Origin of the sequence: Pseudoalteromonas luteoviolacea, from assembly GCF_001750165.1 — a bacterium.
Classification (GTDB): domain Bacteria; phylum Pseudomonadota; class Gammaproteobacteria; order Enterobacterales; family Alteromonadaceae; genus Pseudoalteromonas; species Pseudoalteromonas luteoviolacea_G.
This window is the reverse complement of the sequence record NZ_CP015411.1, coordinates 841,938-864,701: the sequence shown is the minus strand read 5'-3', so window position 1 is coordinate 864,701 and position 22,764 is coordinate 841,938. Positions and strand designations below refer to the sequence as shown.

Below are 22,764 nucleotides of genomic sequence, written 5' to 3'. Positions count from 1 at the left end.
AGATTAAAATAAGACACATTACTCTCTATCTGCTGACGAATAGGAACGACTATGAGATTTGCGCTGCCCCTTTTATTGCTTAGCTTAGTTGCTTGTAGTAATCAACAAAATTCACCGGAACTCAATCAGTGTGCTCAACAAAACTTCCAATGCGAACAGAACTGCTCAATGAGCTCGACAGAGCAAACGATGACAAGACAGATATGCAGTGGCGAATGCATTGAACGATACAATGCTTGTAAAGCACAAGCGGAAGAGCTAACAAAAATGCGCAGTGCTCGGTATTAAATTAACGACTCCAATTTAAATGAGCCATTATTAACAAAAAAGCCGCTCACTGAGCGGCCTTTTACCTCTATTCTTTAAGCTTAAAGCAGGCCTAGCTTCTTAAGTTCGCGGTTCGCCATCTTGCTTGTTAGCGGCACATAACCGTCTTTTTCTACAATCTTCTGACCTTCTTTAGAAAGTACCATCTTCAAAAATTCAGCTTCGATTGGAGAAAGTGGTTTGTTCGGATGCTTATTCACATAAACATAGAGAAAACGTGATAATGGATACTTACCAGTTGCAACGTTTTCTAATGTTGCATCTACAAAATTGTCGCCTTTTTTCGCTAACGGAACGGTACGAACACCTGACGTCTTGTAACCAATACCAGAATAACCAATTGCGTTTACGGATGAAGAGATTGACTGTACAACAGAGGCAGAACCAGGCTGCTCATTTACGTTATTTCTGAAGTCACCCTTACACAGTGCTTTTTTCTTAAAGTAACCATACGTGCCAGACACAGAGTTACGGCCGTAAAGCTGAATATCTTTAGCAGCCCAAGGACCATTTAGACCCACATCGCTCCAACGATCAACTTGCTTGTCACCACCGCATTTACGAGTTGAAGAGAAAATTGAATCAACTTGATCAATACGTAGGCCTTTGATTGGGTTGTCTTTATGAACAAATACAGCAAGCGCATCGATCGCTACACGCACTTCTGTCGGCTTATAGCCATAGCGCTTTTCAAACGCTTCAACTTCTTTCGACTTCATCTTACGGCTCATTGGGCCGAAGTTTGCTGTCGCTTCTGTTAAAGCTGGCGGAGCAGTAGAAGAGCCAGCCGCTTGAATTTGAATATTTACGTTAGGGTAAATACGCTTGTACTCCTCAGCCCAAAACGTCATCATGTTTGCTAGCGTATCTGAACCCACAGATGAAAAGTTACCTGAGATACCGCTGGTCTTATTGTACTCTTGTAAGTTTTTATCAAGCGCTGATACTTGCGTTGATACCAATGTTGTCACAGCCACACCCATTGCGGCAACTAAGCTTTTAAATTTCATTGGGGTCACTCCGATTGTTCGTCCCATTTGATTACCTGATGCTCATTGTGCGCTCAGTTAATTACAATAAAATTACCCTTAAATGACACTTTTATGACTTTCTTGCATTGTCATAAAAATGCGTTTTTCCTTCGGAAAGGAGAATGAAAAGCACGATCCCTCTCCCAACGTACTGCTGATTTCCAGATGAGAGTCATGGCGACTAAGCACATGTTTTGTGATTGCCAACCCCAAGCCTGAGCCACCTGTTTTTCTACTTCTCGCTTTATCAACCCGATAGAAGCGTTCAGTTAAACGATTGATATGCTCGGGCGCAATACCATCCCCATTGTCAGTCACAGAAAACGCTGGACGCTCACCTTCCAAATACCACTTAACCAAAATCTTTCCATTGGGCTTAGTATAGTGAACTGCATTAAACACTAAATTTGAAAACGCGCTTCGCAATTCATCAATACACCCTTTGATGTCCAAAGTTTCATCTACATCAAACTCAATTTCATGATACTTATCTTGATTGAGTGAAAGCGCTTCGGTTCGGATCAATTGCAGCATATTTGGCACATTCACCGCTTTATCATTACCCTGATCCCTGTCGCCTTCAATGCGCGATAAAGACAGTAGCTGGTTCACTAAACTGTCCATACGCTTACACTGCTCAATCATGGTTAAATGTGCTTTTTGCCACATCGCCGGCGGCGGCATATTGTCACCTTCCATCATCTCCAGATAGCCGGTCACCACAGTCAAAGGTGTACGCAACTCATGAGACACATTGGCAACAAAGTCTTTGCGCATCTGCTCAAGTTTTTTAAGCCTTGAAATGTCACGCACTACCATCATCAGCTGCTCAGCATAAGGCATGACGCGAAACTCTAAAACCCGCTCATCATTGTGTCCGCTTTCCAACTCTAATGGATCCGTGAAGTCATGATCTTGCATATATTTCACAAACTTGGGATCACGGATCAAATTATCTAAACGTTGGCCATGATCTGTCGGCCATTGCAAACCTAAGATTTTAAGTGCCAACTGATTACACCAAATAATACTGAGATCCTGTTGCATTACGATCACCGCATCAGGCACCGCCTCTGCGCCCTCCCGAAAACGGCGGATCAACGCCGCAAGTTCATTGCGCTTTTTACGATTACGGTGCTGAAGGTGATAGATCCCTTCGAAAATTTGCTCCCACGCGCCAGATCCTTCAGGTGGATTAAAGCTACGTTGATTAATCAACCAATCACTCAATTTATATAACTGCTTAAAATGCCAAAATAACAGCACCGTTGCGCCTAGGAATAACATGACAAAAGGCGCACCAAGCAGAATACCAATTAGGGTAAGCGGCAGAAAATACAAAAACAGGCGTTTTAATAACGCCTGTTTATCAATCACTCTATACATATAAAATGATCCTAAAGATTAAGCGCTAGGATAACGCTACCACAGCGCATAAATTAATGCTTTATACTTTACTAGAAAAACGATAGCCCGCACCACGAACAGTTTGGACTAACCTATCGTGACCAAGTGGTGCAATCGCTTTTCTTAGGCGACGAATATGTACATCAACCGTGCGGTCTTCTACATACACATTGGTGCCCCATACATGATCTAGCAACTGTTCTCGACTATAAACACGCTCAGGGTGAGTCATGAAAAAGTGCAACAGCCTAAACTCGGTTGGCCCCATTTCTAGTTCGTTACCTGCAGAGGTAACACGGTGTGAAATTGGATCCAATCTTAAACCATGTACCTCTATCGCTTCTTCTAGCGATGTCGGAGATACACGGCGCATTACCGCCTTAATCCTCGCCATAAGCTCCTTTGGAGAAAAAGGCTTAGTCACGTAGTCATCTGCACCTACTTCTAATCCTTTAACTTTGTCTTCCTCTTCACCACGAGCTGTTAGCATGATGATGGGGATCTGACGAGTATACTCACTTTGCTTAAACTTTTTCGCAATTTGGATACCACTACCGCCAGGTAACATCCAATCTAGGAGCACCATATCTGGGTATGGCTCTACCATGGCTGCAATCGCTGAATCATAGTCTTCCGCTTCAATTGCTTGAAAGCCATTTTGTTCTAACACAAACACCAACATTTCTCTGATTGGTGCTTCGTCATCAACTACTAGTACTCTACGTGACATTCCCATTTATCTCTTACGTTACCGAAGTCGGTTTCATTATTATGACTAAGTATGACAGTTTTATGAAAGTTTACCTGATAATATAACGTTAATTCATTTATCAGGAACATAGTTTCAATAAGTTAGATACAATTTGTTCCTATTTTATCTGCATTTAACGCCACTTAGCATCGAATAATGGTGTTTTTTTCGCAACAAATATTTAGATTAAAAAATTATGAAGATCGTGTAATTTCACAGGGGATCATAATTTTCCTAAGTCCACCGTGCAGAGATCACTTTCTTACCTAGTAGATCCTTCGAGGATCAGATCTATACGTACTTAAAAGGTAAGTGCTTATATTAATGAACACTAAGTGATTGATCTTTTGAAAATATGCCGGACAGAATGCATTAAAAAATACACATCATTGCGATCAAGTGCCGTCTTAGTTGGTAAAAAGTTGATCCCATAGATAGGCTGTTAGTAATTTAATGATCCGGTCGTTGTCGGTTAGTAAAATAACGATCCTGCTGACTGATCAATCACGTTAACGACTACCGCGGTAGAGATTACCTACACACCTAATTGCAAAAAAAAAGCCCCTTATGGGGTAATGCCGATCAGTTAAGAAATATTTTAATGATCAGTTGACTGATCTTTTCAAGGCTTCAAAATCCGATATCAGTATACTGGTATCGGATTTTTTAATGGAATTGTCAGAAGCACTTGCACGTACATCTATCTCTCGTCTCACTGAATTTAAAAGCTTGGCTGATGTTTTATTATACAAGCCTGTTTAGATTCCAATGGTGTAGCAACATTGCGTAAACGCAAGCTCCCAATGGATGCCATGATTTGGGCAGTCATTGGTATGTCCTTGTTCCGAACTGAATCCGTTCGTCAACTAATTAATAAGTTAGACATCGTCTTGCCTCAAGACGTGGACTATGTCGCCCGAAGTGCCGTCACTCAAGCTAGAAAAAAGCTAGGTAGCAATGTAGTACAAGATGTTTTTTACCGTACAGCCCAAACTTGGCATGAACGTGCGGAGCATCCACATTGGAATGGACTTAATATTTACGGTGTTGATGGTGTAGTTTGGCGAACGCCTGATAGCGCAGCAAACAGTGCGACCTTTGCTCGAACGGCCAATAAAGCCAGCTATGCTGGTTATCCGCAAGTCAGAATGGTCTGTTTAATGGAGTTAAGCAGTCATCTCATATTGGGGAGTGCCTTTGATAGTGTAAGTGAAAACGAGATGAACCTAGCGAGCAGGCTCATTAACCATATTCCAAATAACAGCTTGACGCTATTCGATAAGGGGTTTTATTCACTTGGCTTGCTACATGAATGGGAGCAAAAAGGGAGTAACACGCATTGGCTGCTCCCCCTCAAGAAAGGGACCCAGTATGAAGTGATTGATAGCTTAGGGAAGCAAGATAAGCTGGTTCGTTTGACAACGACGCCGCAGGCTAAGAAGAAGCGCCCTGACTTACCCGACTCTATAACCGTGAGATTATTGACAAGGCGAGTGAAAGGAAAAGAAGTGAGTGTACTCACATCAATGACGGATGCAATGGCATATCCAGCTTCGGAGATTGTAGATTTATATGCACACCGCTGGGAAATTGAAATGGGCTATCGAGAAATGAAGCAACATCTATTGGAAAGTCGATTCACCTTGCGCAGCAATTTACCGGAGCTAATTCACCAAGAGCTATGGGGCTTGTTACTGGCTTACAACCTTATCCGTTACAAAATGGTATTAATGGCTAAATCACTAAAAAGTGTTTACCCAAATCAACTTAGCTTTAGAGATGCCTCATCACATATCATCTACAAACTTACTCAAATGCCTATATATGCTCCAGGAAATGTGCCTAAAATCATCCTGGATATAGAAAGAAATGCGAGTCAGTTTAAGCTTGAAGGAAAACGGGAACGAAGTTACCCAAGGGTATTGAAGGTGTCTAAAAACCGATACCCAGTTGCTAAAAGTACAAACGCCGCTCACCTTAAGTGAACGGCATTACCCTTATGGGGCTTTTATTAAGTGTAATTTCTGGTTACTTAACTTTAGGTGCAAGTTCGCCTGAAAGGTATTTAACATGCATATCATCTAAAGAGATCGGCTTAATGTTAGAAGCTTGACCAGCTGTACCAAACGCTTCATAACGCGCAATACAAATCTCTGTCATTGCTTTTGTCGCTTCAGCTAAATATTTACGAGGATCAAAGTTCGCAGGGTTGTGCGCCAAATGACGACGAATTGCGCCCGTTGCAGCTAGACGTAAGTCGGTATCAATGTTGACTTTACGTACACCGTGCTTGATACCTTCAACGATTTGCTCAACTGGTACACCATAAGTTTCCGGGATCTCACCACCAAACTCATTAATAACGGCAAGCCATTCTTGAGGTACAGATGACGAGCCATGCATAACTAAATGCGTATCAGGAATACGTGCATGGATCTCTTTAATACGGTTAATCGCAAGAATATCACCTGTAGGTGGGCGAGTAAATTTATATGCACCGTGCGATGTACCACATGCAATCGCTAAAGCATCAACTCCCGTTTTTTTAACAAAGTCAGCAGCTTCTTCTGGATCAGTAAGTAGTTGGTCTTGTGTTAACTTACCTACAGCGCCAATGCCATCTTCTTCGCCTGCTTCACCAGTTTCTAGTGAACCTAATACACCTAGCTCACCTTCTACCGATACACCACATGCGTGTGCCATTTCTACAGTGCGACGAGTCACATCAACATTGTATTCGTAAGTAGATGGTGTTTTGCCATCATCAAGCAAAGAGCCATCCATCATGACTGATGAAAAACCTAATTGAATTGAACGCTGACATACCGCAGGAGATGTACCGTGATCTTGGTGCATAACAACTGGAATATGTGGCCATTCTTCAACAGCAGCTAAAATCATATGGCGAATAAAAGGGGCACCGGCATAGCTTCTAGCGCCCGCAGAACCTTGTACGATAACTGGGCTGTTTGTTCTGTCAGCCGCTTCCATAATCGCACGCATTTGCTCTTGGTTATTCACGTTAAAGGCAGGAACGCCGTATTCATTCTCAGCCGCATGATCGAGAAGTTGACGCATACTGATTAAAGCCATATTGCTTTTCTCCAATTTTTGATAGCACTTGGCTATCTATTTGAACGGGGTAGATTTAGTTTGGTTGCATCACAACCGCTATTAACTTAAACAAAGAGTGAGAGAGTGTTTAAGTTAATAGTTGGAGGCCAAACAGGCCCCCTTAAATTTTTATGCTTTTGCTCTTTGCTCTAGCATATCAACTGCCGGTAACTTTTTACCTTCCAAGAATTCTAGGAAAGCACCACCACCAGTTGAGATATACGATATTTCATCGCCAACGCCATATTTATCAATCGCAGCTAATGTGTCACCACCACCAGCAATTGAAAACGCTTTAGACTTGGCAATCGCATGTGCAATGGCTTCTGTACCATTACCAAATTGATCAAACTCAAAAACACCCACTGGGCCATTCCATACCACAGTGCCTGCTTGCTCGATGATTTTTGCTAACTCATTGGCCGTGTTAGGACCAATATCAAAAATCATATCATCGCTTTCAACTTCAGAGGCATCTTTAATCACTGCAACCGCTGTTTCTGAGAACTCTTTCCCCACAACCACATCTGTAGGTACTGGAATATCACCATCATTTGCTTGCGCTGCTGCACTAAGCTTCTGTGCTTCGGGGATTAGCTCCTCTTCATATAGAGACTTACCTACTGGGTTACCTGAAGCAGCAATAAATGTATTAGCAATACCGCCCCCCGTTACCAGCTGATCAACGACAGTTGACAGCGAATCAAGAACCGTTAATTTTGTAGATACTTTTGAGCCACCCACAATGGCAACCAATGGACGAGCAGGATTGTCGAGCGCTTTACCAAGTGCATCAAGTTCAGCTGCCAACAGTGGCCCTGCACATGCGACATCGGCATATAAGCCAACACCATGTGTTGAAGCTTGCGCTCGGTGTGCAGTACCAAATGCATCCATTACATAGATATCACACAAAGCAGCTAGCTGCTTAGAAAGTGCTTCGTCGTTTTTCTTCTCACCTTTATTAAAGCGTACATTTTCAAAAACAACCACTTCGTTATCAGCAACTTCAACGCCGTCAAGATAATCTGTAACGAGTCTTACATTTTGTTCAAGTACATCATTTAGGTAATCTACAACTGGTTGAAGTGAATACTGAGCATCGTATTCCCCTTCCGTTGGGCGACCTAGGTGCGACATAACCATAACTTTAGCGCCTTTTTCTAGGGCTAATTTAATGGTTGGCAAAGATGCTTTGATACGTGCATCAGACGTCACTTTTGCGTCTTTTACTGGCACGTTCAAATCTTCACGTATAAGCACGCGTTTGCCGTTTAAATCTAAATCCGCCATCTTGATGACTGACATGGACATCTCCTTAAAAGAACGATACTAAAATTAAGAGGCTTTCATCATTGCTATTGCGGTGTCGAGCATACGGTTTGCAAACCCCCACTCGTTATCACACCAAACTAACACCTTTACCAAGCGTTTATGGCTCACTCGAGTCTGGGTGCCATCAATAATACTGGAGTGAGGATCATGATTAAAATCAACCGATACCAATGGTTCTTCGGTGTAATCTAATATCCCATGTAGTCTGCCAGTCGCAGCCTGCTCCAATACTTGATTAACTTGTTCTAACGTGACATCACTTTGCAACGATACGCTTAGGTCCATTGCTGTCACATTAATTGTAGGTACTCTGACTGCAATTGCCTCAAAGCGACCGTGAAATTTAGGTAATATGCGCTCAATACCGCGCGCTAGTTTTGTGTCAACCGGAATTATCGATTGACTCGCCGCACGCGTACGCCTTAAGTCTTTATGATAAGCATCAATAACCTGCTGATCATGCATCGATGCATGGATGGTTGTAATAGCACCCGACTCAATCCCAAAAGCATCATCTAATACTTTAATGACAGGAACAATACAGTTTGTTGTACAAGAGCCGTTAGACACGACAGTATGAGCTGCTTTTAAATTATCTTCATTGATACCATAAACAATGGTCTCATCAACATCTGCATCGGCTGGGTGAGAAAACAGCACTTTTTTTGCACCTGCTGCGATGTGCGCAGCAGCATGTTGACGAGAGTGATAAACGCCAGTACATTCTAATACGATATCAATATCTAGCGCATGCCAAGGTAAATGGCTTGGGTCTTGCTCATTAAAAATTTGAATTTGTTGTCCGGCGACTTCAAGATAGGGTTTATTAAGGCTGACTGGAAATGCGAAGCGACCATGCGAGGTATCGTACTTCATTAAATGCGCGATCCCTTCAGGATCTGCCAACTCGTTGATAGCGACTATTTGAAATTCGTTGTGGCGCCCAGACTCAAAGAGGGCTCGGACAATATTGCGACCTATGCGACCAAAACCATTGATTGCCAGTTTGATTGTCATTAATTAGAAGACCCATTTTCTACATGCGATAAAGAAGTAACTCAGACTCCTTTGTAAAGATGGCGCTATTGTAATCGACCTTGAACAAATGTGTAAGTGATATGCAAAAATTTTTCTTTATATGAGGTAAATTGCCAAAAAAAGAATGTGAACTACGTAAATTTAAGCTAATTTGCGCAACGTAATGGCCTTTTGACTATCCAAGTGACTCACTTGTGCCAACAAAAGCTCAGCTGTAGCCAGTGCGTCACTCAATGCATTGTGATTTTGATAAGCAGGTAATCCGTACCGAGCTCGACAAGCAGGTAGGGTTAACTGATCTTCTCTTATTACTTCCTGCGCTCTAAGTAATCGTTTTTTCTCTAATTTCAAAGTATCAATCATAAATGTAGGCTTAGTTGATATGCCATATTGGATAAAATACTTTTGTAAAAACCCCCAATCTAGAGGTGCGTTGTGACACACCAGTGTTTTGGTGTCTAACAGCCTTGCCAGCACCGATAATATTGCGCCTAAATGCTCACCTTTCTCAGCAATCTCAGGCTCTGATATACCATGATAAATGGGGCTCTGTTCCAATTTCTGCACATCTTTGTTTATCTTGTATTGTGCCTTTTGAAGCGCTATTTGCCCATAATTTATCTCAACCCATGCAACAGAGACTATCTCATGCAAATTGGCATTAAGGCCGGTTAACTCCAGATCAACAACAACCAATTCACTATCTATCCAAAGCGGTTCATTTCGTTTTTTTATAAAGTTTGGAATGAGCCATTTCATCGTACTACAAACTGCCTCGCGCAAACTTAAACACACACGCTTGTTGAGCTTGCTTGATTAAATAAAAGGCTTCTTTTAACTGGTGTCTCTCTAAAGAACTTAAGTGCTCAGGGTTAATGCAATTTGGTGGCAACCCTAATTCCTCAATTTGTATTTTAAAACGCAATTGTGTCAAAAACCGCCAACAATCTTGCAAGTTATAAATGTCCTCTTTGCTTAAAACCGAAAAAGCTTTAAGGGCCTCTAAACGTGATTGCGTATTAGCTTTATTCACCCCACACTTTAGGGCATAAATACGGACAAGATCATTGACAATCGCTACTCCTCGCGTTTTTAAATCTAAATAGCCATGCTTGCTCTTGTGACGCTGTAATTTGAATTGCTGAAATAAGCCAATCGGTACGCTATTAGCACTGGTATCTGTTGCCATAGCGGCAAAAAAGATATCTTGCGTTTGTATGTTATTCAGCTGCGTATTGAGCGTTTGATAAAGTGATTGATCACCCATTATAAAACGACGGTCAAAGAAAATTTTACTATTGAGCATTGCCTGAGGTGTTGGCGTTTGAATCCAATTTTCAAAACGCGCAAGCCATTCATCGACGGTACCACGACACAACTCATTGCTCGCCATAATATTGCCAGGGCATGCTTTAATACCGCAGCGAACTAGATGTTCTGTAACAAACTCGCCTAAACCAGCAAAATATGCTCTTTGACTGGGCAATATGGTATTTGAAACAATCAAACCATTATCTTGATCTGAATGCAGAGTCTGTTCTTCTCGCGCTTGCGAACCGAAGCATATCCAACAAAAGCTGCACGGCGGCTCTCCTTGCTGCTGGATATATAACTCAGTTAATCGACTCGTCATGGCATCAGTTAAACCACTTAACAAAGTCCCTATAAAAGAAATGTCTTCAACCGTGTTTGAAAACCCTCTTAACAAAGCGGGAATTTCCTTGGCTAAATGCACCACTTCTTGATAACTATGTGCTTTATAAATTTGCCCAATTAACTGTACTGGATCGTGCTTTTGTTGGCGTAGTAAGTCTGTACTAGTCACCATACCCAAAGGCTCCCTCGCTTCATTGAGTACAGGCAAGTGGTGGATGTTATGTTTAAGCATCAAGTGTAATGCGGCGAAAGCGCGATTATTCTCAAAAATAAATTTAGGCCCATGCGTCATTACTTTTGTCACAGACACTTTAGGGTCAAGCTCTGCGGCCAAAACGCGGTTACGTAAGTCTCTGTCAGTAACGATACCTGACAGCTGACCATTTTCAGTAATGATGACCGACGATACCCCCGCTTTTTGCATGACTTTAGCCGCTTCAACAATACTGGATTGCGGTTCTATCGTGACCGCTTTTTTGCACATTAAAGTCGCTATTTTTCGCTCAGACCACCCCCGACCACGCTCTTTATAATGACTCGATAATAAACGCTTTTTATGAGCGCGAACAAAATGCTGTTCAAACTTAGGATACTCACGACGTAAATAATCGAAATCAACCTGTGCTAACAAAAATATAAGCCCACTTGTTTGCACTTCAAGGTGATTTTGAATATCTTCTCCTGTGAGTAATGATGGGTAACCAAAATAATCTCCTTCCCCTAGCCTTGTAACAACCTCCCCCGCATTGTCTACCAAATCAAACACGCCCGTTCGAACAAGATATAAATATTTCTGATTTGAGTGGAGTACTTCAGACTGGTTCAAAGTCGTAATGTAAACCACCTTGGTATGATTTACGAAGAAATGTGCACACGATACAGGTAGCTCACTAAAAGGGAGCTGTTCTGTAACAAAATTCAAAACGTCTGTTACCGCTGAATGAGAATGTGTCATTTAGTTGCCTCAAAAAGACAATAGCCCAGCAAAAGCTGGGCTATTTATTTACCTTAACAAGATTAATGTGCGTGCGCTTCACCAGACCCTTTAGGATTACGGATCCCATCTACCATGCGCTTAACCTCTTCTGGTGTATCGGCAGTTAATTTCATCACCACCGCGGCCACACCAAAGTTGACCAGCATACCAATGATACCGATACCCTCAGGTGAGATACCAAACAACCAATTTGCAGGGGCGTTCAGCTCTGGACTAACAAATTTAAAGTAAATAATGTACGCCGCGGTAAAGCCAATACCTGAGATCATGCCCGCAATGGCGCCCTCTTTATTCATACGTTTAGAGAAAATCCCCATAATGATCGCAGGGAAGAAACTCGCTGCCGCCAGACCAAAGGCAAATGCCACCACCGAAGCTACAAACCCTGGAGGATTGATACCAAAGTATGCAGAAATACCAATGGCCACCATCGCTGCGAGCCTTGCCGCCATGAGCTCTTGCTTATCACTGATATCTGGTTTGAGTGTGCGTTTGAGTAAATCATGCGACACCGATGTCGAGATAACCAGCAATAACCCAGCGGTTGTCGAAAGTGCAGCAGCAATGCCACCAGCAGCAACTAATGCAATGACCCAAGCCGGTAAATCAGCAATTTCTGGATTCGCCAATACCATAATATCACGGTCAATTTTGACTTCGTTTGTGCTTGCAGGGTCATCAATTTTGCCCGCAGAGTAGAACATTTTGCCATCACCATTTTTGTCATTGAAAGTGATTAGTCCTGTTCTTTCCCAATTTTTAACCCATTGTGGTGCTTCAGCATACGCGGTACCACTACCGTCTTTACCATTGATCGTATCAATCATATTGACACGCGCAAATGATGCAACAGCTGGTGCTGTCGTATACACAATCGCGATGAAGACTAATGTCCAAGCCGCTGAGATACGCGTATCTTTCACTTTTGGTACAGTGAAAAAACGGACGATAACATGCGGTAAACCTGCGGTGCCCACCATCAATGCAGCCGTAATGGCAAACACATCAATCATACTCTTGGACCCTTCAGTGTATTGGGCAAATCCGAGTTCGGTACTGAGTCCATCGAGTTTATCAAGTAAGTAAGTGTTTGAACCGTCGGCAAGCGTCGCACCAAATCCAGTTTGTGGTAATAAGTGTCCCGTCATCATCATCGAAATAAAGATAGCTGGCACCAAATAAGCAAACACTAACACACAGTACTGTGCAACTTGTGTATAGGTGATCCCTTTCATACCGCCTAACACGGCATAGAAGAAAACAATGACCATACCAATGTAAACACCGGTTTCAATATCAACCTCTAGGAAACGAGAGAAAACAACACCAACCCCCCGCATCTGCCCGGCAATGTATGTGAAGCAGATAAAGATCGCACATAAAATAGCCACAACCCGCGCGACCTGAGAGTAATATCTATCACCAATGAAATCAGGTACCGTAAATTTACCAAACTTACGTAAATACGGCGCAAGACATAGTGCTAGTAACACGTAACCACCAGTCCACCCCATCAGATACACACCGCCATCATATCCCGCAAAGGAGATAATACCCGCCATGGAAATAAACGATGCCGCACTCATCCAATCAGCTGCGGTTGCCATCCCATTGGCCACAGGAGGCACACCGCCACCCGCGACATAGAATTCGTTAGTTGATCCAGCACGCGCCCAAATGGCGATACCAATGTACAGAGCAAAACTGAGCCCTACGATTAAAAATGTAAACGATTGAACATCCATTATGCTGCTCCTTACTCATCTACGCCGTATTTTTTATCGAGCGCATCCATTTTTGATACGTAGACAAAAATCAAAGCAACAAATGTATAAATTGCACCTTGTTGTGAAAACCAAAAGCCCAACTTAAACCCAAAAAAACGTACTTCGTTCAGTACATCGACAAATAAAATGCCACATCCAAATGACACTACAAACCAAATTACTAGTAGCTTAAACATCAAGGCTAGATTTTCTGACCAATATGCTTTTGCTTGTTCTTCACTTTTAAAGGCCATGATTAACTCCCCGTTTAACGCATAGCATGTGTATGCGTTGGTATTAATTGACCTTTTGACTGTAGCAATGGCTTGTCTAGATTGAATTGAGACCTTAGTCGTAAACACAAGATTACGTTTACGTAAACTGCAAATTAAAACAACTTGAATATAATTAATAGATATTAAAATCAGATAGTTAACAACTATACTCGTATAATTTCATGCAAAATATTAACACTTCATACGGTATAAGACATTAGTCTAATTAGCACAATAAAATATCAATTTTTCTTAATATTCAGCGTATTATATTTCTCAACTGGCCCACTGGCTTATTAGAGCTAAGCCAGATAAGATTAACCTTCAAACCGATCATCGACTTTGATAACACAATCAATCACATCAACTAGGACTGACGATGACAGCTGCGCTTATTTTGGTTGCCTTAGGTTATATTGGCCTACTATTCTGGCTTGCCAATTGGGGAGATAAACATACGCCTTTGGCACAAAGAATCAGCCATCACCCTTTTGTGTACGCACTCGCGCTTGGGATTTACTGTACTTCTTGGACGTATTACGGTTCAGTCGGTACTGCAGCAGCCAGTAGCTGGCACTTTTTCCCCATTTTACTTGGCCCTGCTTTATTGTTTTTATTCGGCCATGGCTTCTTACGTAAACTGATTTTGGTAAGTAAAAAGCAAAATATCACCACCATCTCAGATTTTATCAGTGCCAGATACGGCAAACGACAAATGACCGCTGTTATGGTGACACTGATCGCTTTGCTTGCCACCATTCCCTACATCGCGTTGCAATTAAAAGCTCTTGCCAATAGTTTCGAGTTATTGCGCCAAAACGATGATATATCAGGTGCAATGCTCGCGCTCACAGGCACCCTGATGATGGCCTTATTTGCGATATTTTTTGGTGCAAGAAAAGTCGATGTCACTGAATATCGCTCAGGTCTGATGTTAGCAGTCGCATTTGAGTCAATCATTAAACTACTCGCATTAATCGCTGTGGCATATATTTCAGTTCAGGCGCTCGTTGCCCAAAGTGATACACAATCAGTTTGGTCTCATTGGCAACATTTTAATTTTGCCAACTTTAATTTTATTGGCCAAACCCTCATGGCTGGCGCTGCAATAATTTGTTTACCTAGGCAGTTTCATGTCACCGTGGTAGATAATCAAAATAGTAACCACTTAAATACTGCTAGATGGGCCTTTCCGTTATATTTAATACTCATTGCATTGATGATAATTCCTATCGCAAGTGCAGCCATTCATCCTAGCATTGGTCAAGGCATTGCCGCTGATAGCTTTGTATTAGGCCTACCCTTGAGTATTAACTATCCTGTTATCTCTACATTTGTTTTTATCGGTGGGCTTTCTGCGGCAACTGCAATGATTATAGTCGCGACACTTACGCTCAGTACCATGTTATCCAATGACATTGTTTTGCCTTTACTCTTAAAGCGGCGATTTAAAAAGAGCTTATTGACCAGTAACTACAAATCTCAAATTCTCTTAGTCAGACGCTTTATTATTGCTGCAATTTTGCTCCTCGCTTACCTGTATCAACAATGGATTGGGCATGGCGCGGCACTCGCCAGTATGGGGCTAGTCGCGTTTTCTCTGGTAACACAGCTACTGCCAGCCATTGTAGGCGGGTTGTATTGGCGGAAAGGTCATGCTTATGGCGTCTACGCAGGCTTACTTGCGGGGCTCATATGTTGGGCCTTGTTTTTATTAATGCCAATAGTGTCTGCACCTGAGTTGCTGGATTATCAAACCCAACAGTCTATCGTTACTCGCGGAACCTTGCTGGCATTACTCGCTAATATCAGTTGCTACATTAGTTTCTCATTGGGGGCAAATGAGCGCCTTATAGATAAATTGCAAGCAACGGCTTTTGTCCGGCCCAAAGAACAAGCAGCATTGGCGAAAAAGCTAAATAAAGAAGTAAAAGCGTCGGTGTATGACTTCAAAGTACTGTTGCAAACCTTTTTAGGGATTCAACGAAGCCAGCAGTTACTGGGTCACTATGCACTCAATGAAGATATAGATGAAAACAATGCCACACCAACTCCTGACTTTATTAGCTTTTGCGAACGTGCCCTCACAGGTGTGCTCGGAGCGTCATCTGCACAAGCGTTAATCCATGCCGTTTCTTCTGGTAAACAAATGGCCTTTGAAGAAGTAGTCACTTTTTTCGACGAAACCACACAGGCCCTGCAATTTAACCAAAACTTATTATTTACCTCATTGGAAAACCTCAGTCACGGTATTTCCGTTGTTGATAGAGATCTCAAATTAGTCGCATGGAATAAACGCTACAATGAGATGTTTGAATACCCACAAGGCTATTTACAAGTCGGTCAAGATATTGAAGATATTATTAGATATAACGCACAACGTGGAGAGTGTGGACCTGGCACGTTGGAAAAATTAGTTGAAAAGCGAGTACAACACCTTCGAAACGGCACACCTCATCACTATATTAGACACAGAGAAAATGGCCAAGTATTTGAAATGACTGGAAACCCTTTGCCTGGAGGAGGGTTTGTGACGAGCTTTTCCGATATCACCATGCATATGGCAACCCAGAATGCATTAGAAGAAATAAATATGGACTTGGAAAACCGCATTGAGGCAAGAACATTGGAAATTCGAGCTATCAATCGAGACCTCAAGTCACAAATCGCGACCCGTGAAAAAATAGAGCAAGACCTTGTCAGCGCAAAAAAAGAAGCTGAACGGGCAAATGACAGTAAAACTCGATTTTTAGCACTGGCCAGTCACGATATTTTACAGCCACTCAATGCCGCAAGACTTTATCTTGGTGCCATCGATGAACAGAAGCTACCAGAAAGCGAAAAAAGTAACCTTAACAAATTAGGCGATAGCCTAGATTCGACAGTTCACCTTATGTCATCGCTACTCGACATTGCCAAATTAGAACAAGGCGCAATGCAACCAACCCCTAAGCACTTTAATTTAAATGATGTTATCAAACCATTAGTGAATGAATATACGTTACTTTGCCAAGATAAAGGGCTTACACTCAAAGTTCGTAACACCGATCACACCGTACACAGCGACATAACTTATCTACGTCGAGTCATCCAAAACTTGGTCTCCAATGCGGTGAAATATACCGAGACTGGTACTGTACTGATTGCATGCCGCAAACGTGCGCACAGCCTACGCATTGAAGTATGGGATACAGGGCCGGGGATCTCACCTTATGAGCAAGATAAGATTTTCAATGACTTTTATCGAATAGAAGCTGGTGATAACCGTGGTGTTGGGCTGGGTCTTGGCGTAGTCAAACGTCTTTGTGATTTAATGAGTATTCCATTGACCATGCACTCCAAACTCACAGTGGGCAGCCGCTTTTTTATCGAGGTGCCTCTAGGTGAGCCACAACAGGTGCAAGCTGATAATGCCGTCGTACCATCGAGAAACAAAAGAAACTTATCGGTTATTGCAATTGATGATGATCCCAATAACTTAGCCGCCATGTCTAGTCTATTGAAAAAATGGCAACTTCAACATCAAGTATTTTCGCAGGTTGATGAGGTATTGGCACATGCCAAGTCCAACCAAGCCCCAGATATTTTATTGGTCGACTATCAACTGGATACGGATTGCGATGGGGTTATGTTGATTCAAAAACTCAGAGAGATTTGGCGACATGATTTACCGGCAGTGTTAATCACCGCAGTACGTGAGCAAACTTTAAAATCACAGGTAAAAGCGCAGCAAATTCATTACCTAACCAAACCTTTAAAACCAGCGAAACTCAAAGCTCTATTAAATCATTCGCAAGGTGTTAGCTAAAGCGCTAACTTAATTTGGTCGCGGCCTGCAGCTTTGGCTTGATATACTGCTTGATCTGCGGCCTTTAAAGATTGACTAAATGGCATATTCACGTTGACACTTGCCACCCCGATGCTCACGGTAAAGTGGATCACTTCGTCTTCATAATCTACGGCTAACGCCGCAGCTTTCTCTTTTAGACGCTGTGCAACATTCATGGCTAACGACACTTCGGTTTCTGGCAGTAGAATAATAAACTCCTCTCCCCCAAAGCGACACACACAATCCTCTGTACGCACTAACGTATTGCAACAAGACGCAAATTGCTTCAATACTTCATCACCACCATCATGACCATACTTATCATTGATAGATTTAAACCTATCTAAGTCAATCATCAATAAGCTTAAAGGTCTATCCGCTCGTTGATGACGGCTCATCTCACTCCGTGCATAATCCATCAAATAGCGACGGTTCTTAAGCCCCGTCAGAACATCTTGAAATGCCATTTCGGTTAGTCTCTGCTGCATTTGCCATAACTCATGCACAAGCAAACGACGACTACAGCAATCCGCAATCAATTCTGCTGCAACAACTTCCCACTGCAACCAATCTCGAGGCTCAAAACGTCCTTCACAACACACAACACCAATCGCTAAACCATTCTGAAAGATTGCAGTATCCAGTAAGGCACTGATCTGCTGAGGCACCAAATAGCCCTCTGTAAACTCACTGGTTCTAGAGTCCGTCATTGCATTACTTGCTGAAATTGTTTCTCCATTGATGATTGCACGGAAATAATTAGGGTAGTCTTGTACTTTTAGCTCGGGTAATGGGCCGGTGATAAGTCCACTCCAGTCGGTGTTAGCGAAATTAATGAGCTTTCCCGGCGCTGCTGCTTCGTCAAAAAGCCACACAGACACACGGCTAACATTTAACAGTGCTTTTGCTTCAAACAATATGTCTGATAAAAACTGTTGATGGCCAACAGAAACGTCAACCTCTTTTGATAAGACTCTTCTGAGCCTTTGTGTTACATGTGTCAGTTCATTATGCCTATTATTAGGCATATCACCTTCATACTCTTTTACATCAACAGCCAATGTTATCACCCAAATGCGTCTAGTTTATACACCCGTTACCTGTACTAGGTTACTTCTTACCCTGTGTAGCCCGCGTTAAAACAATTCAAAAATCGGTCAATTGCCTAACAAGATACTCAACGTCAGCATAACCATTGGCTACTTCTAATATTAATAATACGCCGATAAGCTAAAAAAGCACTCTATTTATCCCATTTAAGGGACTCGTGTTGAGATAAAATATTATAAGTTGATCTAACTTATTAGTTGGGCGAGCTTTGAAATGCGATAGTGGCTCTATGACTTATCACTTTTCTTTTTAACAACATATAATTATGTTGCCTTCTAATAAAAAAGGAGCCTGTAGGCTCCTTTTTTTAATTGGTTAAATATTTACTCAAATACTTTTTTAATACTGGATCATGTTGAGCCATTTCTCTTTGCTCTTTCAAAATATCATTAAGCATTTGGTAAGAAGTCAAAGGGTTTGCCAATACAACCCGAAAAACAACGGTAGGTTGATTATCGTATTGCTTCGGAGTCAAGCGAGTTCTGGAGACAAATGAGCGTCCAGTTTCACGCTGTCTTTTTTGCATACTGGCTGTGAGTCGATTTAAAGCAGCAAAAATATCCAGCTTTTCTTGTTCATTCGCAACTTGCAATGCCTGCTTTACTTCTCGTGGTACATAGCGATATGTCAGCAAACATAGCTCAGGTTGAGAGATAAGCTCAAAATCATCTTGTTCTGAAATTAAGTTTGCAAAGTAGTGCGCTTTTTCAATGCTATGATCAATGAGCATTTCGTACCCTTTACGACCAATTACTTGAAGACATGCATGCACTAACATCGCCATACCAGGACGACTGCCCTCAAGAGTATGACTGCCCAAATCTTTTGACCCTTTACGCAATATATATTCCGCGTGATGTTCTATCACATCTGTGGCAGTCGGGTCTTTAAACAGCACAATGCCCGCCCCCATAGGAACGTACATTTGCTTGTGCGCATCGATAGTCACTGAATCCGCTTTTTCAATACCAGACAGAAGGTGTCTATAAGTATTTGAAAGTAATGTCGCACCGCCCCATGCCGCATCCACATGGAAATGGCAACCTAGCTCTTCGCACAGAGCAGCCATCTCACTTAACGGATCAATACTGCCCGTTTCAGTAGTGCCAGCGACGCCAACAATAGCCATTACTTTAATGCCTTTGGCCTCAAGTTCAACAGCAGTATCACGCATAGCCTGCATGTCAACTTTATTGTCTTGGTCAGTTTTGATTGCGATGAAATTATCACGCCCAATGCCCAGTACGTCAGCCGCCTTACCTAAAGAATAGTGGCCACGTTCTGAAACTAAAACGGCTAATCCTTTGTAACCATAATGCATCATTGCTGCAAACATCCCTTGGGAAGAGATGCCTTTAAAGTCACCATCCGGTTTCAATAAACGGTTTCGTGCTATCCACAACGCCGTAATATTCGCAATTGTGCCACCGGAACAGAATGCTCCGAGTGCATTCTTAGCACTGTGCATCCATTTTTGATAAAAGTCTTCGTCTTTACCATATGTCAAATGGTGCATCATACCCAATACTTGCCGTTCAAGAGGTGTAAACGCTTTCGACGTTTCAATCTTTACTAAGTTCTGATTGAGTCCAACCATGAGTTTAGATAACGGCAATAAAAAGTGTGGTAATGCCGATGTCATGTGGCCAATAAAACTTGGAGATGCAGTATGGACAGAGTGGGCAACTAGTTGCTCCATAATATCTTGAGCATAGTCAGATACAAACTTAGGCTCTTCAGGGATCGCCGCATCCTGAAAATCTTTCTCTATCTCATGTAGGGGTTTTTCAATCGCTGCAATATTTTCGTTCAAAAAACCCGCTAGATTATGAGAGATCTCTTGTTCAATTTTACTGAGTGTAGAGCCAGGTGCTTCCGGTACGGTAAATATTCGCATCAAGCTTTCTTCAGAAGCGACTGCACAACGCTTTGGACCCATTATTATTCCCAATCAAAAATAGAGTAGATAAGTGCTGACACTTTGACATCTAGCCCGACAGACACATCTACCTTACTAATTTATTACGAAATCACTAACTCTACTTTAAAGTTGTCGGAAAGTCTTTAAGTGCGGCATAAAAAAATAACCTTGTGCGCTATTTTCTCCATAAACCACCGAAATAAAAGTTTTTCGGAACAAAAAACATGCACAGCCTCCTAAAAACTTTGTAAACTCTGCATCAAAGATATAAAATTTGTCATATTATTTAACGAACAAGCAACCGGAACTGCAACAATGAATAAATGGAACTTTGCTCACCGCACCTTGTCCTTAACATGGGTGCTCGTTGGCTTCTTAATTTTCGTCATATCTCTCGCGGGATATGTATATTACACCTACCAAAGTAGTAAAGCTGTCATTATGGATGACATTGACAATAAACTGCGAATTGCGGCCCATAGCGCGAATTTATTTGTCGGCCCATCGTATCATGATAACTTAGCCGATTTATCGACTGCTGAGTTTAAAACCCAAAGCGAACAGCTTACTAAATTGGCACAATCGGTTGGTGTTGAATACATATATGCCATGATTTACGACTCGCCACATGTGCGCTTTACCGCTTCTAGCTACACTATTGACGATGTTGCCAGAGGGCACTTAACCCAATTTAAAGATATTTACGAAGAAGCGACAACCAGTAATAAAGGAGCCTTTCGTTCAACAACGGAGGTGTTTGAAATATCCACAGATAAATGGGGACACTTTAAAACCATTTTCGTCCCACATATTACACCTAATGGTCAAATTTACCTAACAGGCGCGGATATCACGATTTCTCACATAGAAAGCCAATTGCAGGATAACGTTACCCAAGCAGCCCTATCAGCGAGCTTTTTCTTTTGTATCGCTTTGCTGGTTGCGGGAACCTATATACTCGTTTATCGCCGCACCCTGACGACCGATGCACGTACAGGATTTGCAAATCGCTTAGCCTTGGAACAAGACTTAGCCAATGCGAAAAGAGCACACTTAAGCCTTGCGATTATTTCAATTTGCGAGTTAGAAGAGATTATCAGTTTTTACGGTGCTGGCGTTGGCGATAAAGTCATTCAAAACGTGATGCGCTATTTCCAAAACTTAACAACGCCTTTTAAAGTCTATCGATTGGCCACCTCTAAATTAGTTTTATTGTGTGACACGCCCAATGGAGAACACTACCTCAACAACTTAATCTCTGAGTTCCCCTTTTCAAGACCTATTCTCAATGAACCCCTGTTGTACATTCAACTCAAAGCTGGCATTGCCCGCGGCAATAAAGGCTTATTACTTGAAAATGCCTTTATCGCCTGTCGACAGGCGCAACAACTGCATCAAACAACGTATATTTATGGGCAGCAAACACAAAAAACTAAACTGCTTCAGGAGTCTAATTTAGCCATCGCAAAGACTGTGCAAAGCGCCTTTGACCAACACAGAATCATTCCCTATTTCACGCCCAGAGCACGTATCGAAGATCAAAAAATCGTGCAATACCATTGTGCGCCAAGGGTACTGACTGAGCAAGGTGTAATATTAAAGTCACAAGCATTTGGCGAAGTGATCAAGCACTCTCGTCTCAACTCGCAATTGACAAAACAAATGCTAGAACTGTGTGTCGCACAATTTAGAAAAACAAGTGTCGCTTGGAGCCTAGCACTCACCCCTCAAGACTTGCGAGACCCGCAAATGATGGAATGTATAACCCAAGCTATCAATCGCTACCCCCAGCCAAACCTCATCACATTCGAATTAGATGAGCAAGCACTGATCAGTCAGTTTAATGATATGACCGCAATCATCAGTATACTGCGCGCCAAAGGCGTCAATATTTTAGTGAATTCACGTAATAGCGGCCTCCTTACCATTAGCAGAGTACTCAAAATGTCCATTAATGCTGTCAAATTAGATGAAAAGTTGATTGAGCAGTTAGCTGATAATCCGCAAGTCAAAGGACTCATTAAACATATAGGGGAACAGTGTAAAAACAGCCAGATTGCGCTGATTGTTTCTGGGATTAAATGCAAAGCACAATTAGATCAGCTGTCTGATACTCATATTACTTTGTTTGAAGGTGATCATATTGGCGCCGCAGCGCCACACATTAAAGATAGTCCCACACGCACAGTGCTGAATGAGACATAGTT

15 protein-coding genes and 1 pseudogene are annotated in these 22,764 nt (G+C 42.1%); 4 read left to right on the top strand and 12 right to left on the bottom strand.

From position 1 onward, the window contains the following. Window positions 1–51 precede the first annotated feature (51 nt). On the top strand, window positions 52–288 hold the full coding sequence (locus tag S4054249_RS03610; protein ID WP_046357031.1) for a hypothetical protein: 237 nt from the start codon (window positions 52–54) through the stop codon (window positions 286–288). An 80-nt stretch (window positions 289–368) separates the two neighbouring features. On the opposite strand, the gene S4054249_RS03605 is transcribed toward S4054249_RS03610, so the two are convergent. The 3 genes from S4054249_RS03605 to phoB form a co-directional block, all read right to left on the bottom strand. Further along, a complete protein-coding gene (locus S4054249_RS03605) occupies window positions 369–1,337 on the bottom strand; it encodes a PstS family phosphate ABC transporter substrate-binding protein (RefSeq protein ID WP_039611897.1) in 969 nt (322 codons plus the stop codon). A gap of 78 nt (window positions 1,338–1,415) precedes the next feature. After that, window positions 1,416–2,744, bottom strand: coding sequence for a phosphate regulon sensor histidine kinase PhoR (gene phoR / locus S4054249_RS03600; protein ID WP_046357032.1), 1,329 nt, complete (start codon window positions 2,742–2,744; stop codon window positions 1,416–1,418). A 61-nt stretch (window positions 2,745–2,805) separates the two neighbouring features. After that, the gene (gene phoB / locus S4054249_RS03595; RefSeq protein WP_023399796.1) at window positions 2,806–3,495 is read right to left on the bottom strand and encodes a phosphate regulon transcriptional regulator PhoB; all 690 of its coding nucleotides are present in this window, start codon (window positions 3,493–3,495) and stop codon (window positions 2,806–2,808) included. A 690-nt stretch (window positions 3,496–4,185) separates the two neighbouring features. Between phoB and S4054249_RS03590 the strand changes: the two are divergent. Beyond that, a pseudogene (locus S4054249_RS03590) lies at window positions 4,186–5,501 on the top strand (IS4 family transposase). A 43-nt stretch (window positions 5,502–5,544) separates the two neighbouring features. Here S4054249_RS03590 and fba read toward each other — a convergent pair. From fba to S4054249_RS03555, 7 genes are all read right to left on the bottom strand, one after another. Then, window positions 5,545–6,609: a class II fructose-bisphosphate aldolase gene (gene fba / locus S4054249_RS03585; protein ID WP_046354184.1), complete on the bottom strand. Its 1,065-nt coding sequence runs from the start codon at window positions 6,607–6,609 to the stop codon at window positions 5,545–5,547. Between the two features lie 150 nt (window positions 6,610–6,759). Further along, window positions 6,760–7,938 carry a phosphoglycerate kinase gene (locus tag S4054249_RS03580; protein WP_046354185.1) on the bottom strand — a complete coding sequence of 393 codons (1,179 nt, stop codon included), beginning with the start codon at window positions 7,936–7,938 and terminating at the stop codon, window positions 6,760–6,762. A gap of 30 nt (window positions 7,939–7,968) precedes the next feature. Beyond that, on the bottom strand, window positions 7,969–8,982 hold the full coding sequence (epd, locus tag S4054249_RS03575; RefSeq protein ID WP_046354186.1) for an erythrose-4-phosphate dehydrogenase: 1,014 nt from the start codon (window positions 8,980–8,982) through the stop codon (window positions 7,969–7,971). Window positions 8,983–9,144: 162 nt separating this feature from the next. After that, window positions 9,145–9,762 carry a 3'-5' exonuclease gene (locus S4054249_RS03570; RefSeq protein ID WP_046354187.1) on the bottom strand — a complete coding sequence of 206 codons (618 nt, stop codon included), beginning with the start codon at window positions 9,760–9,762 and terminating at the stop codon, window positions 9,145–9,147. A gap of 4 nt (window positions 9,763–9,766) precedes the next feature. Then, window positions 9,767–11,614 carry a DUF294 nucleotidyltransferase-like domain-containing protein gene (locus S4054249_RS03565; protein WP_046354188.1) on the bottom strand — a complete coding sequence of 616 codons (1,848 nt, stop codon included), beginning with the start codon at window positions 11,612–11,614 and terminating at the stop codon, window positions 9,767–9,769. Window positions 11,615–11,676: 62 nt separating this feature from the next. Then, complete coding sequence (locus S4054249_RS03560) at window positions 11,677–13,401, bottom strand: sodium:solute symporter family protein (RefSeq protein ID WP_046354189.1); 1,725 nt, start codon at window positions 13,399–13,401, stop codon at window positions 11,677–11,679. A gap of 11 nt (window positions 13,402–13,412) precedes the next feature. Next, on the bottom strand, window positions 13,413–13,676 hold the full coding sequence (locus S4054249_RS03555; RefSeq protein WP_039611905.1) for a DUF4212 domain-containing protein: 264 nt from the start codon (window positions 13,674–13,676) through the stop codon (window positions 13,413–13,415). Between the two features lie 400 nt (window positions 13,677–14,076). On the opposite strand from S4054249_RS03555, the gene S4054249_RS03550 reads away from it, so the two are divergent. Then, window positions 14,077–17,505 carry a PAS domain-containing hybrid sensor histidine kinase/response regulator gene (locus tag S4054249_RS03550; RefSeq protein ID WP_046354190.1) on the top strand — a complete coding sequence of 1,143 codons (3,429 nt, stop codon included), beginning with the start codon at window positions 14,077–14,079 and terminating at the stop codon, window positions 17,503–17,505. Here the strand turns inward: S4054249_RS03550 and S4054249_RS03545 are convergent. Beyond that, window positions 17,502–18,587 (bottom strand): sensor domain-containing diguanylate cyclase, encoded by a 1,086-nt coding sequence (locus S4054249_RS03545; RefSeq protein WP_230851794.1) that lies wholly within the window; start codon window positions 18,585–18,587, stop codon window positions 17,502–17,504. The genes S4054249_RS03550 and S4054249_RS03545 overlap by 4 nt on opposite strands. 356 nt (window positions 18,588–18,943) lie before the next feature. Next, complete coding sequence (gene panP, locus S4054249_RS03540; protein ID WP_046354191.1) at window positions 18,944–20,575, bottom strand: pyridoxal-dependent aspartate 1-decarboxylase PanP; 1,632 nt, start codon at window positions 20,573–20,575, stop codon at window positions 18,944–18,946. Window positions 20,576–20,872: 297 nt separating this feature from the next. On the opposite strand from panP, the gene S4054249_RS03535 reads away from it, so the two are divergent. Then, window positions 20,873–22,762: an EAL domain-containing protein gene (locus S4054249_RS03535; protein ID WP_052960827.1), complete on the top strand. Its 1,890-nt coding sequence runs from the start codon at window positions 20,873–20,875 to the stop codon at window positions 22,760–22,762. Window positions 22,763–22,764 lie beyond the last annotated feature (2 nt).